Source organism: Micromonospora sp. HK10 (assembly GCF_000982955.1).
GTDB lineage: Bacteria > Actinomycetota > Actinomycetes > Mycobacteriales > Micromonosporaceae > Micromonospora.
This window is the reverse complement of sequence record NZ_KQ058902.1, coordinates 1-14,067: the sequence shown is the minus strand read 5'-3', so window position 1 is coordinate 14,067 and position 14,067 is coordinate 1. Positions and strand designations below refer to the sequence as shown.

The 14,067-nt window shown below is 74.6% G+C and carries 11 protein-coding genes; 8 read left to right on the top strand and 3 right to left on the bottom strand.

From position 1 onward, the window contains the following. Positions 1-62: 62 nt before the first annotated feature. The 5 genes from LQ51_RS30555 to LQ51_RS30535 all read left to right on the top strand — a co-directional run bounded on the left by LQ51_RS30555 (position 63) and on the right by LQ51_RS30535 (position 5,171). Positions 63-1,517, top strand: a complete 1,455-nt coding sequence (locus tag LQ51_RS30555; protein ID WP_046571773.1) for a DHA2 family efflux MFS transporter permease subunit — start codon at positions 63-65, stop codon at positions 1,515-1,517. Positions 1,518-1,633: 116 nt separating this feature from the next. Next, positions 1,634-2,542 carry an ABC transporter ATP-binding protein gene (locus LQ51_RS30550; protein ID WP_046571772.1) on the top strand — a complete coding sequence of 303 codons (909 nt, stop codon included), beginning with the start codon at positions 1,634-1,636 and terminating at the stop codon, positions 2,540-2,542. 15 nt (positions 2,543-2,557) lie between these two features. Further along, complete coding sequence (locus tag LQ51_RS30545; RefSeq protein ID WP_046571770.1) at positions 2,558-3,361, top strand: ABC transporter permease; 804 nt, start codon at positions 2,558-2,560, stop codon at positions 3,359-3,361. A gap of 30 nt (positions 3,362-3,391) precedes the next feature. Then, positions 3,392-4,543 (top strand): sensor histidine kinase, encoded by a 1,152-nt coding sequence (locus tag LQ51_RS30540; RefSeq protein WP_046571855.1) that lies wholly within the window; start codon positions 3,392-3,394, stop codon positions 4,541-4,543. Between the two features lie 4 nt (positions 4,544-4,547). Then, positions 4,548-5,171, top strand: a complete 624-nt coding sequence (locus LQ51_RS30535; RefSeq protein ID WP_046571768.1) for a response regulator transcription factor — start codon at positions 4,548-4,550, stop codon at positions 5,169-5,171. Positions 5,172-5,343: 172 nt separating this feature from the next. Here LQ51_RS30535 and LQ51_RS30530 read toward each other — a convergent pair whose 3' ends face one another. Together LQ51_RS30530 and LQ51_RS30525 are read right to left on the bottom strand one after the other, a co-directional pair. Further along, positions 5,344-6,249 carry a L,D-transpeptidase gene (locus tag LQ51_RS30530; protein ID WP_046571767.1) on the bottom strand — a complete coding sequence of 302 codons (906 nt, stop codon included), beginning with the start codon at positions 6,247-6,249 and terminating at the stop codon, positions 5,344-5,346. 306 nt (positions 6,250-6,555) lie between these two features. Further along, positions 6,556-8,049 carry an alpha-amylase gene (locus LQ51_RS30525; protein ID WP_082159736.1) on the bottom strand — a complete coding sequence of 498 codons (1,494 nt, stop codon included), beginning with the start codon at positions 8,047-8,049 and terminating at the stop codon, positions 6,556-6,558. 329 nt (positions 8,050-8,378) lie between these two features. Here LQ51_RS30525 and LQ51_RS30520 point away from each other — a divergent pair, with 329 nt between their 5' ends. From LQ51_RS30520 to LQ51_RS30510, 3 genes are read left to right on the top strand one after another with little or no spacing between them, the layout of a single operon-like run. After that, positions 8,379-10,106 carry a hypothetical protein gene (locus tag LQ51_RS30520; RefSeq protein WP_046571763.1) on the top strand — a complete coding sequence of 576 codons (1,728 nt, stop codon included), beginning with the start codon at positions 8,379-8,381 and terminating at the stop codon, positions 10,104-10,106. Then, positions 10,103-11,569, top strand: coding sequence for an NADH-quinone oxidoreductase subunit NuoF family protein (locus LQ51_RS30515; RefSeq protein ID WP_046571761.1), 1,467 nt, complete (start codon positions 10,103-10,105; stop codon positions 11,567-11,569). Before LQ51_RS30520 ends, LQ51_RS30515 begins: the two co-directional genes overlap by 4 nt. A 21-nt stretch (positions 11,570-11,590) precedes the next feature. Then, the gene (locus LQ51_RS30510; protein ID WP_046571759.1) at positions 11,591-12,193 is read left to right on the top strand and encodes a TlpA family protein disulfide reductase; all 603 of its coding nucleotides are present in this window, start codon (positions 11,591-11,593) and stop codon (positions 12,191-12,193) included. A gap of 55 nt (positions 12,194-12,248) precedes the next feature. Here LQ51_RS30510 and serS read toward each other — a convergent pair whose 3' ends face one another. Then, the gene (gene serS, locus LQ51_RS30505; protein ID WP_046571757.1) at positions 12,249-13,535 is read right to left on the bottom strand and encodes a serine--tRNA ligase; all 1,287 of its coding nucleotides are present in this window, start codon (positions 13,533-13,535) and stop codon (positions 12,249-12,251) included. Positions 13,536-14,067 lie beyond the last annotated feature (532 nt).

The window sequence follows — 14,067 nt, the reverse complement described above, 5'->3', positions numbered from 1 at the left end:
GGCGTTCGCTGATAGAACAGTGTTCGTTGACGAACACTGTTCGAAGGTATCGGGGAGAACTGATGACGACCGACCTCAGCGCAGCGCACCGGGCGGCACCCGGCGGACAGCACGGCCACCGCTGGCGGTGGGTCGCCCTCGCGGTGATCCTCGCCGCCGAGGTGATGGACCTGCTGGACGTGCTGGTCACCAACCTCGCCGGCCCGGCGATCCGGGCCGACCTGGGCGGCTCCACCGCCCTGATCCAGTGGATCGGCGCCGGCTACACCCTGGCCATGGCCGTCGGCCTGGTCACCGGTGGCCGCCTCGGCGACCTCTACGGCCGGCGCCGGATGTTCCTGGTCGGGGTGCTCGGCTTCACCGCCGCCTCGGCGCTCTGCGCGCTCGCCGGCAGCCCGGCGACGCTGATCTCCGCTCGGGTGGCGCAGGGCCTGTTCGGGGCGCTGCTCCTGCCCCAGGGGCTCGGCCTGATCAAGGAGATGTTCCCGCCCGAGCAGCTCGCCGCCGCCTTCGGCGCGTTCGGCCCGGTGATGGGGATCTCCGCCGTCGGCGGCCCGATCCTGGCCGGCTGGCTGGTCGACGCCGACCTGGCCGGCACCGGCTGGCGGGCCATCTTCCTGATCAACGTGCCGCTCGGCCTGCTCGCCGCCCTCGGCGCGGCACGCTTCCTGCCCGAGTCCCGCCCCAACCACGCCAGCCGTCTCGACCTGCCCGGCGTGGCGCTCGTCTCGCTCGGCGCGGTGCTGCTGGTCTACCCGCTGGTGCAGGGCCGCGAGCACGACTGGCCCGGCTGGGCCTTCGCGATGCTGGCCGGCGCGGCCGTGGTGTTCGCCATCTTCGCCCGCTACGAGGTGGGCCGGCAGCGCGCCGGCCGGGACCCGCTGGTGGTGCCGGCGCTGTTCCGCCGCCGGGCCTTCACCGGCGGGCTCGTCGCGGGCCTCGCCTTCTTCACCGCGCTCACCGGCTTCTCGCTGGTGTTCAGCCTCTATCTCCAGCTCGGGCTGGGCTGGTCGCCGCTGCGTACCGGCCTGGCCGGCGTGCCGCAGGCGCTCGGCATGGTGGTCGCCTTCGTGCTCGCCGGGGCCGGGCTGGCCCAGCGGTTCGGCCGCCGGCTGATCCACCTCGGACTCGTGGTGGTACTCGCCGGAGTCGCCGGGATGCTGGTCACCCTCGACCTGGCCGGCGACGGCGTCACCCCGTGGCGGATGGCGCCCGCGCTGCTCGCGGTCGGCTTCGGGATGGGCCTGGTGATGGCGCCCTTCTTCGACATCGTGCTCTCCGGCGTGGCGGAGGAGGAGACCGGCTCGGCCTCCGGCACCCTCACCGCGGTCCAGCAGCTCGGCGGGGCGCTGGGCGTCGCCCTGCTCGGCACGATCTTCTTCGACGCGACGGCCCAGGGCGTCGGGCACGCCGTGAAGGTCACCCTGGTCGCGGAGCTGGGGCTGGTGGCGGTCACCGTCCTCGGTGCGTTCCTGCTGCCCCGGCGGGCCCGGGAGGGCGTCGCGACCGGACACTGAACCCCGCCGGCCCGGGCGGCCCGTCGCGGCCGCCCGGGCCGGCCTGACAAATGTCACGGTCGGAAGGTGACGCGCTCTCCGGGAAACCGGACGCCCGACGCCGGAACATCGTTGCCATGACCGACACCGCACCGGCCGTCGACCTGGCCGGAATCACCAAGACCTTCGGCCCGGTGACCGCCGTCGACGGGCTCAGCCTGCGGATCGAACCGGGCGAGGTGGTGGCCTTCCTCGGCCCCAACGGCGCCGGCAAGACCACCACCGTGGACATGCTGCTCGGCCTGGCCCGCCCGGACGCCGGCACCGTGCGGCTCTTCGGCGGTACGCCGGCCGACGCGGTCCAGCTCGGCCGGGTCGCCGCGGTCATGCAGACCGGCGGGCTGCTCAAGGACCTCACCGTGGCCGAGACGGTACGGCTGACCGCCCACTTCTACGCCGACGCCCGCCCGCCGGCCGAGGTGCTGGAGCGGGCCGGCATCGCCGACATCGCCGACCGCCTGGTGGGCAAGTGCTCCGGCGGCCAGCAGCAGCGGCTGCGGTTCGCCCTGGCGCTGCTGCCCGACCCCGACCTGATGGTGCTCGACGAGCCGACCACCGGGATGGACGTCGAGGGGCGGCGCGACTTCTGGCAGGCCATCCGGGCCGACGCCCGCAGCGGCCGGACCGTCCTCTTCGCCACCCACTACCTCGACGAGGCGGACGCGTACGCGGACCGGATCGTGCTGCTCCGGCAGGGCCGGGTGGTCGCCGACGGCACCACCGCCGAGATCAAGAACCTGGCCGCCGGCCGGGTCGTCCGGGCCACCCTGCCCGGCGCCGACCAGGCCGCGCTCGCCGCCCTTCCCGGCGTCCGCGAGGTCGAGGTACGCGGCGACCTGGTGCTGGTGCACACCGACGACTCGGACACCGTGGCCCGGCACCTGCTCACCCGGACCACCGCCCGGGACCTGGAGATCACCTCGCGCAACCTCGAGGACGCCTTCCTCGCCCTGACCACCGACGCCCTCACCGCCACCACGCGCTGACCACGGGAGCCCGCGATGACCCTCACCTCCTCCACCGCCGCCGCGCCCCGGAGCGCTGCCGACCGCCGTCCCCCCGCCCTGGGCGGCTTCTCGGCCGCCGTACTCGGCATCGAGATCCGGCGCGTGCTGCGCAACCGCCGGACGCTGGTCTTCATCCTGATCATGCCGGCGGTGTTCTTCCTCCTCTTCGGACTGCCGCAGCGCAATCAGTATCTGGACAACGGCAACCCGGTCACCGGCTACATCATGATCAGCCTGGCCGTCTACGCCGCCATGGTGGCCACCACCAGCGCCGGCGCGGCGGTCGCCACCGAACGGGCGCTGGGCTGGAGCCGGCAGCTGCGGCTCACCCCGCTGCGCCCGGCCGCGTACGTGGCCACCAAGGTGGCCACCGCCATGGTCCTCGGCCTGCTCGGCGTGCTGGTCGAGTTCGCCGTCGGCGCCGTCTCGGGGGTCCGCCTGCCGGCCCAGGTCTGGCTGGAGTCGGGGTTGACCGCCTGGCTCGGTTCGCTGGTCTTCGCCGCCCTCGGCCTCTTCGTCGGCTACCTCGCCCCGGCCGAGAACGTCATGCAGTTCATGGGTCCGCTGCTGGCCATCCTGGCCATGCTGGGCGGCCTCTTCGTCCCGCTGGACGTGCTGCCGCACGCCATGCAGCAGATCGCCAAGTTCACCCCGGTGTACGGCGTCGGCCAGCTCGCCCGGGCCCCGTTGGCCGGCACCGGGATGGACTGGGCGGCGCTGGCCAACCTGGTCGGCTGGACGGCGTTCTTCGGACTCGCGGCGGCGCGCCTGTTCCGCCGCGACACGACCCGGGTCTGAACGGAGGGCGGCGGGACTACCGTGTTCAGGGTGCATCTGCCGCCGGACCCGGGCCAGCCGGTGAACCGCAGCCACTGGCGGTTCACCGGCTGGCTGCTGGCCGCGGTCTGGCTCTTCTTCCTCAACATCCCGTTGCTCACCGCCCTGCACCAGCCCGAGGTCTGGCGCCGGGTGGTGGGGGCCAGCACCCTGGTCGCCTTCGGCTTCTGCTACGTGTGGATCTTCCAGTGGTCCCGGGCCCGGCGGTTGCACGGCGGGGACGTCCCGCCCGCCCTGGCCTGGGCGGCCCTGGCGGTCCTGGTGGGGCTCGGACTCGCCGGGATCCCGGGCACCGACGGCGACTGGCTGACCACCCTGGTCTTCGTCGCCGCGGCGGCGGTGTTCCTGCTGCCGGGCAAGCCGGCGTTCGTGGTGGTGACGCTGGCCGCGCTCGCGCCTCCGGCGGCGGCCGCGCTGGTGCCCGGCTGGGAGTCGGAGGGCACCGTCGTCTTCGCGGTGCTGCTCGCCTCCTTCGCGATGTTCGGCGTCACCCGGCTGACCCAGCGCAACGCCGAACTCCAGCGCGCGCAGGAGGAGATCCGCCGGCTCGCGGTGGCCGAGGAGCGCGCCCGTGCCGCCCGCGACCTGCACGACATACTCGGGCACTCGCTCACCGTGGTGGCGGTCAAGGCCGAGCTGGCCGGGCGGCTGCTCACCCTGGACCCGGCCCGGGCGGCCAGCGAGATCGCCGACCTGGAACGGTTGGCCCGGCAGGCCCTCGCGGACGTGCGCGGCACCGTCGGGGCGTACCGCGGCGTGAGCCTCGCGACGGAGCTGGCCGGCGCCCGCTCGGCGCTGGCCGCCGCGGGCATCGCCGCCGAGCTGCCGGAGACGGTGCCGTCGCTGCCGACCGAGCAGGACGAGCTGTTCGGGTGGACGGTCCGCGAGGCGGTGACGAACGTGGTCCGGCACAGCGGCGCGCGCCGCTGCGAGATCCGGGTGGACCCGTCGGCGGTGGAGATCCGCGACGACGGCCGGGGGCCGGTCGGCGAGCCGGGCGCGAGCGGGCACGGCCTCACCGGGCTGCGGGAGCGGGCCCGGCGGCTGGACGCCACCGTCACCGTCGGCCGCCGCCCCGACGGGCCGGGCTTCCGGCTCCGGGTGGCCCTGCCAGCGGGCGCCGACGAGCGGCCCGGAGGATGACCGGGTGACCGAGCCGATCAAGCTGTTGCTCGCCGACGACCAGGCGCTGGTCCGGGGCGCCCTGGCCGCGCTGCTGTCGCTGGAGCCGGACCTGACCGTGGTGGCCGAGGTGGGCCGCGGTGACGAGGTGGTCCCCGAGGCCCGCCGGACCCGGCCCGACGTGGCACTGCTCGACGTGGAGATGCCCGGCCTGGACGGCATCGCCGCGACCGCGCGGCTGCGGGCCGCGCTGCCCGCGTGCCGCGTGCTGGTGGTGACCACCTTCGGGCGCCCCGGCTACCTGCGCCGGGCGATGGAGGCCGGCGCCAACGGCTTCGTGGTCAAGGACACCCCGGCCCGGCAGCTCGCCGACGCGGTCCGCCGGGTGCACGCCGGGCTGCGCGTGGTGGACCCCACCCTGGCGGCGGAGACCCTGGCCACCGGGCCGAGCCCGCTCACCGACCGGGAGACCGAGGTGCTGCGTACCGCCCGGGGCGGCGGGACGGTCGCCGACCTGGCCGCCACGCTGCACCTGTCCGAGGGCACGGTGCGCAACCACCTCTCCGCCGCGATCGGCAAGACCGGCGCCCGCAACCGGGCCGACGCGGTTCGGGTCGCCGAGGAGAACGGCTGGCTGCTCGGCGACTGAGCGACCCGGGCCGGCGGCCAGGGCTGTGCCGATGGGCTGTGCCGGCGGGCGGGGCGGTGCCGGCGGCCGGGGCGGTGTCGGTGGGCTGTGCCGGCGGGCGGGGCGGTGTCGGTGGGTGGTGCCGGCGGGCAGTGCCGGTGGGCGGTGCGGGCAGGCGGTGCTGGGGGGCGGCTCAGGCGGTCGGGGGCGGGGTGGCGAGACGGTCGACCACCACCACTTCGGTGCCCGGCCGCAGCGCGGCGAGGAGCTGCCGCTGCCCGCTGCGGGTCAGCCGGATGCAGCCGTTGGTGACGTTCTGGCCGAGCGTGTCGTCGTTGTGCCAGCTGTGCAGTCCGATGTGGGCGCCGCGCAGCCCGGTCGGCACCGCGTCCGGCTCGTCCGGGATCGCGCCCAGCGCGAAGATGTCCACGCCGCCGTAGACGTCCTGCGGCGGGGGCGTACGGCCCAGCACGAAGGTGCGGCCGAGCGGGGTGGCCTGACCGGGCATGCCGAGACTGACCCGCCAGGACCCGACGGGGCGACCGTCGCGGAACCAGGTGAGCCGGTGCGTCCGGCGTTCCACCACGAGCTGGTCGGGCAGCGCGATGGTCTGCCAACCGCCGGCCGGCAGCCAGGCGATCCGCCGGGTGGCCGAGGGCAGCAGCACCGCCGTCCAGCCGACCTGCCGGTCGACGATCGGCATGGTCACGTCGACCCCGCTGATGGTCGGGGCGAGGAACGCCCGGGGCCGACCGCCCGGCGCGTCGTACGCGGCGATGGTGCGGGTCGGCGACAGCCCTTCGGTGAGCGGGCGGGTGTCGCCCGCGCCGGGATCGGCGGGGAAACCGCCGGGCGCCGGGTCGTAGCTGACCACCGGCAGGTCGTCCGGGGCCGGCGCGGCCGGCGGCACGCTCGGTGTCGGGCTCGGCTCCTCCGCCGGTGGCGGCTGGGGGGCGGAGACCAGCGGGGTACGCGCAGGCACCGGGTCGGCGGTGAGCGCCCGACCGACCAGCAACGCGGCCACCATCAGCAGCGGTACGCCGACGGCGGCGAGCAGCCAGCCGAGGGTCCACCGCGAGAACAACCGATCAAATAGCACATACAAACTGTAGTCGACCGAAACGCCCCATTCGGTCAGATCGCGCGCCGCCCAGGCGGGCTGGAAGGGCCGGATTGCGGCATCCCGTGCCGTCCCGGGAGGCGGTGGGGCCGGATTGCGGCATCCCGTGCCGTCCCGGGCGGCGGGGCCGGGATGCGGCATCCGTGCCGTCCCGGGCGGCGGTGGGGCCGGATTGCGGCATCCTGTGCCGTCCCGGGCGGCGGTGGGGCCGGGATGCGGCAGCTGGGGTCGATCACGTGGCGCGGAGGCCGGCAGTTGGCGGACGCCGCGCCACGCTGACCGCGGTCAGGACAGCTTCGCTCCGATGTGGATGGCGACCGCGTCGTGCGCGTTGACGGTCGCGGCGAACCAGCCGCCGGCGTCGACGGTGACCACCGGCCCGCTGCACGAGCCGTTGCTGAAGTCGCCGTGGATGACGTCGCAGTACCGGCCGGCCGGCAGCCCGGTGTAGTACGAGCGGCCGGTGATCGCGAAGTCCTCGTCGTTGAGCGTCAGGTAACCCTTGCCGGCCCGGCTGAACGCGATGTGCTGCCAGCCGTTGTCGTACCAGTTGGCGACCGCCGCGCCCTGGGTGGCGTTGGCGAAGCCGACCATGTTGGCGATGACCCGCCAGCGGTGCTCGCACTCCCAGCCGGAGTAGCAGGTGGTGGCGCGGGTCTTGTTGCCGGCGTCCGAGGGCGGTCCCTGGTCCTTGTCGCTGAACGTGAAGCTCGACATCACCGCGGGCGTGCCGTACGGCCAGGCCAGCATGAAGGCGTTCGCCAGCGCGTACTCGCCGCGGTCCCGGTAGGTCAGCACCCCGCCGTCGCGTTGGGTGTCGTGGTTGTCGGTGAACACCACCGCCTGGCCGCCCGGCAGGTACCCCCAGGACTCGCCGAAGTTCCTCAGGTACGCCAGCCGCTCGCTGGTGAACATCCGGGCCAGGTCCTTGCCGTAGCGGAACTCGTGCACGTCGCCGTTGCCGGTGTACTCGGTCGGCTGGATCGGCTCGCCGGCGCCGTAGATGACCTCCTGCACCAGGTACGCCGAGCGGGAGAGCTTGCCCTTGATGGCGGCGATGTCGGCGGCCGGCATGTGCTTGCTGGCGTCCAGCCGGAACCCGTCCACACCGAGCGACAGCAGGTCGTTGAGGTATCCGGCGATCCGGGACCGGACATAGTCGGACTCGGTTTTGAGGTCGGCGAGGTTGACCAGCTCGCAGTTCTGCACCTCGTACCGGTCGCCGTAGTTGGCGATGTCGTTGCCGCCGTTGCGGCCGCAGTAGTGGAAGTCGGCCGAGCTGTAGACGCCCGGGTAGTTGTAGTGGCCGTATGACGAGCCGGCCCAGCCGGTGCCCCCGTTGTCCTGGCCCGACATGTGGTTGATGACGGCGTCCACGATGACCTTCACGCCGGCGGCGTGGCAGGTGTTCACCATGGACTGGAACTGCGCCCGGGTGCCCTTGCGGGACTCCACCCGGTAGCTGACCGGCTGGTAGGCGACCCACCAGGGGCTGCCGGTGACGTGCTCCTGGGGTGGCGAGACCTGGACGTAGCCGTAGCCCTTGGGGCCGAGCACGGTGGTGCACTCGTTGGCCACCGAGGGCCAGTTCCATTCGAAGAGCTGGACGATGACCTTCTTGCCGCCGGGGGTGGCGGCGGCGGCCGGGGGCGCGGCCAGCGCGGTCGGGGCGAGCAGGCCGGCGACGAGGGCGAGGGCCGCCACCGCGGCGCGGCGGCGCGGGGCGGGCGCGGGCACGCCGGGCTGGCGTCGTGACGGCCGGCATCCGGGTCGATGCATCGGGACTCCCGAGGGGATGCGGGGGAACGGGGTGGGGGTGCGGGGGACAGGGCTGGGGTGCGGTGGCACGAGGCTCGCTGCACGTTTCTTGCAGCGGATCCTGAAATTTTCGGCAAGGTTACAAGCGTGTTGCAAAACCTGTCAACGCATGGATACCCGTCGTTGCGTATCGCGCCGGATGCGGCTACACGCACGCCGGCTCGGGCCGGTTCGACGATCCGGCCGAGAAATTCGCCACCGGGCTGATCCGTCCACGCCGTCCGTCCGTACAGGAGGAGGGAGCAGGCACCGGTCGGTGGGGGCGCCGCCGCGAGACGATCGAGGAGCAGATGGCCCGGGCACAGCAGAACGAGAAGCCGACGACCGTCCGCACCGCCAGCACCAGCCGTGGCGTCCGGACCATGTCGAAGCCCGCGATGGTGGCGCTCGGCGGGTCCGCGCTCGCCGCTGCGTGGGCCGGCGTCGAGCTGGCCGGCGCGGGCGGGGCCCTGTACGCGTACGGATTCTTCTTCACCGAGTTCTTCGCCGGGGTCGTCGCCCTGGTCTCGCTCAGCCTCACCGTGATGATGGGGCTGCTCGCCACCGACCGGCTGGTGCTGCGGATCCCGCACCGGGTGCTGCTGCAGTCCGCCCACCGGGCCACCGGCATCCTCGGCGTGGCCGGGCTGGCCTGCCACGTCATCACCAAGGTGGCCACCGGTCGGGCCGCGCCCACCGACGCGCTCGTGCCGTTCATCGGCGGCCGTGGCCTCTACGTCGGGCTGGGCACCGTGGCCTCCTTCCTCATGGTGAGCGTGCTCTGGACCGGCCTGGTCCGGGTCCGGTTCGCCGGGGTGGGGCCGCGGTGGTTCTGGCGCGCGCTGCACTCGATGGCGTACCTCTCCTGGCCGTTCGCGCTGGTGCACGGGCTCAACGCGGGCCGGGCGGCGAAGGCCTGGGTGCTGCTGAGCTACCTGGCCTGCGTGCTGCTGGTGGTGCTGGCGCTGCTGGTCCGCCTCTCCGTGTACCTCGGCCGGCGCAGCCGTGAGCAGCACCAGGCCGCCGCGCTCAACAAGGCGATGACCGGCCGGGCCGAGGACGGGAAGGGGCTGCTCGCCGGGCTCACCCGCAAGCGCTCGGCCGGCCGGGAGGAGAAGGAGAGCCGGTCCGGCCGGCGGGAATCGAGCTGGGCGGAGGTGACCGCCACCTGGACCGCGCCGGCCGGCACCGCCCGCCGCCGCGACCCGGAGCGGTTCGCCGTACCGGTGGTGCCGGAGCCGGGCTCGCTGCGCGAGCCGGTCCGGGCGGCGGCCCGCCGCCGGGGCACGGAAGAGCCGGTCTCCGGCGCGCGGCGCGGCGCGGCGGAGCTGGCCCCGGCCGCCCGCCGCGGCGACGCCGACCGGCCCGCCCGCCGCGGCGACGAACGCCCGGCCCGGCGCGACGAGGACCGGTCGGCCCGGCGCACCGATGAGCGGGTCGGGCGGCGCGACGAGGACCGGTCGACCCGCCGCTACCGGGACGAGGAGGAGCGGGTCGGGCGCCGGTCCCGGTCCGCGGAGCAGACCGCCGCCCGGCACTCGGCCCCGCCGGACGCCGGTGGCCGCCACTCCGCCCCGCCCGACCCCGGCACCCGCTACTCCACCCCGCCGGACGCCGGCCGCTACTCGGACGCCGCCGCCCGCTACTCGGCCCCGCCCCGCCGCACGGACGAGCCGGAGGAGCCGTGGGACAGCCCGCGCCGCTGGTCGGCCCGGCCGGTCTCCGGCGAGCCCATCTCGGCCGGCCCGGTCTCGGCGGGCCCCATCTCCGGCAGCCCGATCTCGGCGGAGCCGCGCAGCGACGCCGGCCGGCACAGCGGCGAGACGGAGGTGCCGGAGGAGCCGGACTACTGGCGCCCGCCGGCCCGGTACGCCCCGGAGGAGGTCTTCGTCGACGACACTCCCACCCTGGTCGACCTCGCCTCCCGTCGGGCGTTGCGGGCCGCCGGGGAGGGGCGCTCCGGGCGGCGCCGCCGCCGGGCCGACGCCGACGCCGTCGACGGGGCGTACTGGGCCGGGCTGCGGGGTGAGGCGAAGTGATGCGGACGACCGTGCCGCCGGTCGCCTGCGTCGGCGAGCCCCGCCTCACCGCCGGCTTCGCCGAGTTCGGCCGGCTCGACCTGCTCGCCCACGAGGACGTGCACGGCCCGATCGGGCCGATGGAACCGGCCGCCCTGCTGCGGCTCGCCGAGGCCATCGACCTCAAGGGCAAGGGCGGCGCCGGCTTCCCGTTCGCCCGCAAGCTGCGTGCCGTGCTGGAGTCCTGCGAGCGGCAGGATCTGTCCGCCGTGGTGGTGGTCAACGCCACCGAGGGCGAGCCGGCGAGCTGGAAGGACAAGGTCCTGCTCACCCGGGCCCCGCACCTGATCCTGGACGGCGCGGCGCTGGCCGCGTACGCGCTGGACGCCGAGGAGATCGTCATCGGCGTGGCCGACGACGACATCGGCCGCCCGTCGCTGACCGAGGCGTTGCGGGAGCGGCGGATGCCGGTGCCGACCACCGTCGTCACCGTGCCGCACCGGTTCATCTCGGGGGAGGGCGGCGCGCTGGTCAACGGCATCAACGGGCTACCGCACATCCCGCCGGGCACCAAGAAGCGTTCCAGCGACTCGGGGGTGGGCGGGCTGCCCACCCTGCTCTCCAACGCCGAAACGTACGCCCAGGTCGCCGTGGCGGCCCGGATCGGCCCGTACGAGTACGCGGCGTTGGGCACCGACGACGAGCCGGGGACCGTGCTGCTCACCGTCACCGGAGTGGCGAAGCGGCCGGCCGTGGTGGAGTGCGCCGCCGGCACCCCGCTGCGGGACATCCTCGAACTCTGCGAGGTGCCCGACGGGCCCGGCATCCTGATGGGCGGCTACCACGGCAAGTGGATCACGCCGGAGGCGGCGGACCGGGCGGAGGTCTCCCGCAAGGGTCTCGCCGCCGTCGGCGGCACCCTCGGCGCGGGCATCATCGTCCCGCTCGGCCGGGACACCTGCCCGCTCGGTGAGGCCGCCCAGGTGGTCCGCTACCTGGCCGGCGAGTCCGCCGGGCAGTGCGGTCCCTGCAAGATGGGCCTGCCCGACCTGGCCCGCGCGGTCGACCTCGCGGTCTCCGGCAGCGCGCCGGTCGAGGTGGTCCGCGCCGCGGCCGGCGACGTGAAGGGCCGGGGCGCGTGCAGCCACCCCGACGGCACCGCGCGCTTCGCGCTCTCCGCGATGGAGGTGTTCGCCGAGGACCTGCGGCTGCACGCCACCGGCGAGGGGTGCGGCAAGCGGGTGAAGGGCGTGATGGGCCTACCCGGGGCGCCCGACGGCAACCCGCAGAAGCTCACCCTGGACTGGTCCCGCTGCGACGGGCACGGGCTCTGCGCCCACGTGGTGCCGGACTTCATCCGGCTCGACGGCAACGGTTACCCCGCCTTCCCCACCACCCCGGTGCCCACCTGGCTGCGGGAGGGCGCGCTCAAGGCCGTGAAGGTCTGCCCCGAACTCGCGCTCCGGCTGGTCCGGTCCGAGTAGCCGACGCCAGAGGAGGCGCGGATGTCCCGCAGTTCACCAGCGGCTGATCGGCCGGCCCGCCGCCTCGTCCGGGCCGTCGCGCTCGCCGTGGCGCTGGCCGCGCCGGTCTCCTGCGCGGTCACCCCGGAGCGGGCCGCGCCGGTCGGCGCCGTGGCCCCCGCCTCGCCGGCCCCGACCGGCTCCACGCGGCCGGCCGCCCCGTCGGTCCCGGCCCGGGTGCCCGAGACGCTGTCGTTCACCGCGAAGACCCTCGACGGTACGGCGTTCTCCGCCGCCGACCTGGCCGGCCGGCCGGTGGTGTTGTGGTTCTGGGCGCCCTGGTGCGCCACCTGCGCCAGCCAGGCGTGGACGGTCGCCGAGCTCGCCCCGGCGTACCGGGACACGGTGCCCATCGTCGGGGTCGCCGGGCTGGGTGATCAGCGGGCGATGAAGGGGTTCGTCGCCGAGTTCGACCTGGCCGGCACGACGCAGCTCGACGACCGGGCCGGCGCGCTGTGGCGGCGCTTCGAGGTGGTCGAGCAGAGCACCTTCCTGATCCTCGACCGGGACGGCCGGATCGTGCACCGGGGCTTCCTCGACGGCGAGGCGCTGACCCGTCAGGTCGCGGCGCTGGCCCGGGGATGACGGACAGCGGGGCCGGGCGACGCCCAACCCCGCCGTCACGGCGGGACCGCGCCGGTCAGCGGACCGGGGTGAGCCGGTCGGTGCCGAGCTTGTCGTGGAGCACCTCCGGCACCAGCACCGAACCGTCGGGCTGCTGGAACTGCTCCAGGATGGCCGGGAAGAGCCGGCTGGTGGCCAGCGCCGACCCGTTCAACGTGTGCACGAAGCGGGTCTGCTTGCCGCCCGGCTCCCGGTAGCGGATGGCCGCCCGGCGGGCCTGGTAGTCGCCGCCCCAGGAGACCGACGACACCTCCTTGTACTTGCCGGTGCTCGGCATCCAGACCTCGACGTCGAGGGTCTTCTTCATCGCCGCGCTGGCGTCGCCGGCCGCGAGCAGGCTGGTCTGGTGGTGCAGCCCGAGCTTGCCGACCAGGCCCTCCACGTGGGCGACCATCGCCGCCAGCGCGGCGTCGGCCTGCTCCGGCAGGGTGAACTGGAAGATCTCCACCTTGTTGAACTGGTGGCCCCGCACCGTGCCGCGCTCGTCGGAGTGCGAGCCGGCCGCCTCCCGCCGGTAGCACGGGGTGTAGGCGAATGCCTTCAGCGGCAGCTTCGCGGTCTCCAGGATCTCGTCCTGGAACGCACCGAGGATCGCCGTCTCCGCGGTGGGCAGCAGGAACTGCCCGCGCGGCGCGGACTGCTTGTCCAGGTGATAGACGTCGTCGTAGAACTTGGGGAACTGCCCGGCGGCGAAGCCGGCCGAATCCAGCAGCAGGTGCGGCGGCAGCAGGAACTCGTACCCGGCCTCGATGTTCTGCTCGATCAGCCAGTTGACCAGCGCCCACTCCAGGCGGGCGCCCATCCCGGTGTACATCCAGAAGCCGGAGCCGCCGAGCTTGACGCCGCGCTCGTGGTCGACCAGCCCGAGCGCCCGGCTCAGCTCCACGTGGTCACGGACCCGCTCGATGGCCGGCGGCTCGCCGAAGGTCCGTACCACCCGGTTGGCCTCCTTGCCCCCGGCGACCACGTCGTCGGCGGGCAGGTTGGGCAGCTCGCTCATGGTGCCGCGCAGCCGGGACTGCACCTCGTCCAGCTGGGACTCCAGCTCGGCGAGCTGCTTGCGCTCCGCCTCGGGCGCGGCCGGCTCCGGCGTACTGCCGGCGCGCTTCGCCTGCGCGTACGCCCGCGCCTCGGCCTTGCGGCGCTGCCGCTCGGCGTCGATCTCCGTGATGAGGGCGCGGCGTTCCTGGTCGAGCCGCTGGATCTCGTCCAACGCCCGATTGACCTCGGCGGGATCCAGCCGCTTCGCGAGCGCGGTTGCCACCGCCTCGCGATCCTTCCGGATCAACTCCATGTCGAGCATGCTGCTCCGTACGCCTCCGTCCAGGCAGTCAGGTAGGACCCCCAGATGCTACCGTCGCGGCCCGGCCGGCCCGGCCCGCCCCGGGCGGGACAGCCCCGAGCGGCCGCCGTCGTCGCACGACCCGGGTGACGGTACGTGATTGACGCCGCTGCCCGCCGGTGTGACCACGCTGAGTAACGGACGGCGGTCGCAAGCCGTGTCCACCCCGGGGAACCCCCGTACCTCACTCCTCTGACCTGGTCATCCGATCGGATACGCCCGACCTCCTTGATGCCCCTTCGCTGCCTTTGCTCTGCAGCCACGGACGCAGCGGTTGCGCACCGTATACCTGCTGCGCGGATGGCTGCAGAGCAAAGGCAGCGCGGTGGGCAGGTCCGGGTGCCGGGCGATGTTACTCAACGTCACCGATGGCGTCGTGCTGGCGGTGGGGCCGGGAGCGCCGGGCGGCCGCGCGGGCTCGGCCGCCGGGCGGATGGCGGCGCCGGGCGGATGGCGCCGGGCGGGTGGCGCCGGGCGGGTGGCGTCGGGCGGG

What these genes read in the sequence shown, in the direction of transcription:
- LQ51_RS30555 (WP_046571773.1), top strand. Translation starts at nt 63, where the DNA reads ATGACGACCGACCTCAGCGCAGCGCACCGGGCGGCACCCGGCGGACAG.
- LQ51_RS30550 (WP_046571772.1), top strand. Translation starts at nt 1,634, where the DNA reads ATGACCGACACCGCACCGGCCGTCGACCTGGCCGGAATCACCAAGACC.
- LQ51_RS30545 (WP_046571770.1), top strand. Translation starts at nt 2,558, where the DNA reads ATGACCCTCACCTCCTCCACCGCCGCCGCGCCCCGGAGCGCTGCCGAC.
- LQ51_RS30525 (WP_082159736.1), bottom strand. Translation starts at nt 8,049, where the DNA reads ATGCATCGACCCGGATGCCGGCCGTCACGACGCCAGCCCGGCGTGCCC.
- LQ51_RS30520 (WP_046571763.1), top strand. Translation starts at nt 8,379, where the DNA reads ATGGCCCGGGCACAGCAGAACGAGAAGCCGACGACCGTCCGCACCGCC.
- LQ51_RS30510 (WP_046571759.1), top strand. Translation starts at nt 11,591, where the DNA reads ATGTCCCGCAGTTCACCAGCGGCTGATCGGCCGGCCCGCCGCCTCGTC.
- serS (WP_046571757.1), bottom strand. Translation starts at nt 13,535, where the DNA reads ATGCTCGACATGGAGTTGATCCGGAAGGATCGCGAGGCGGTGGCAACC.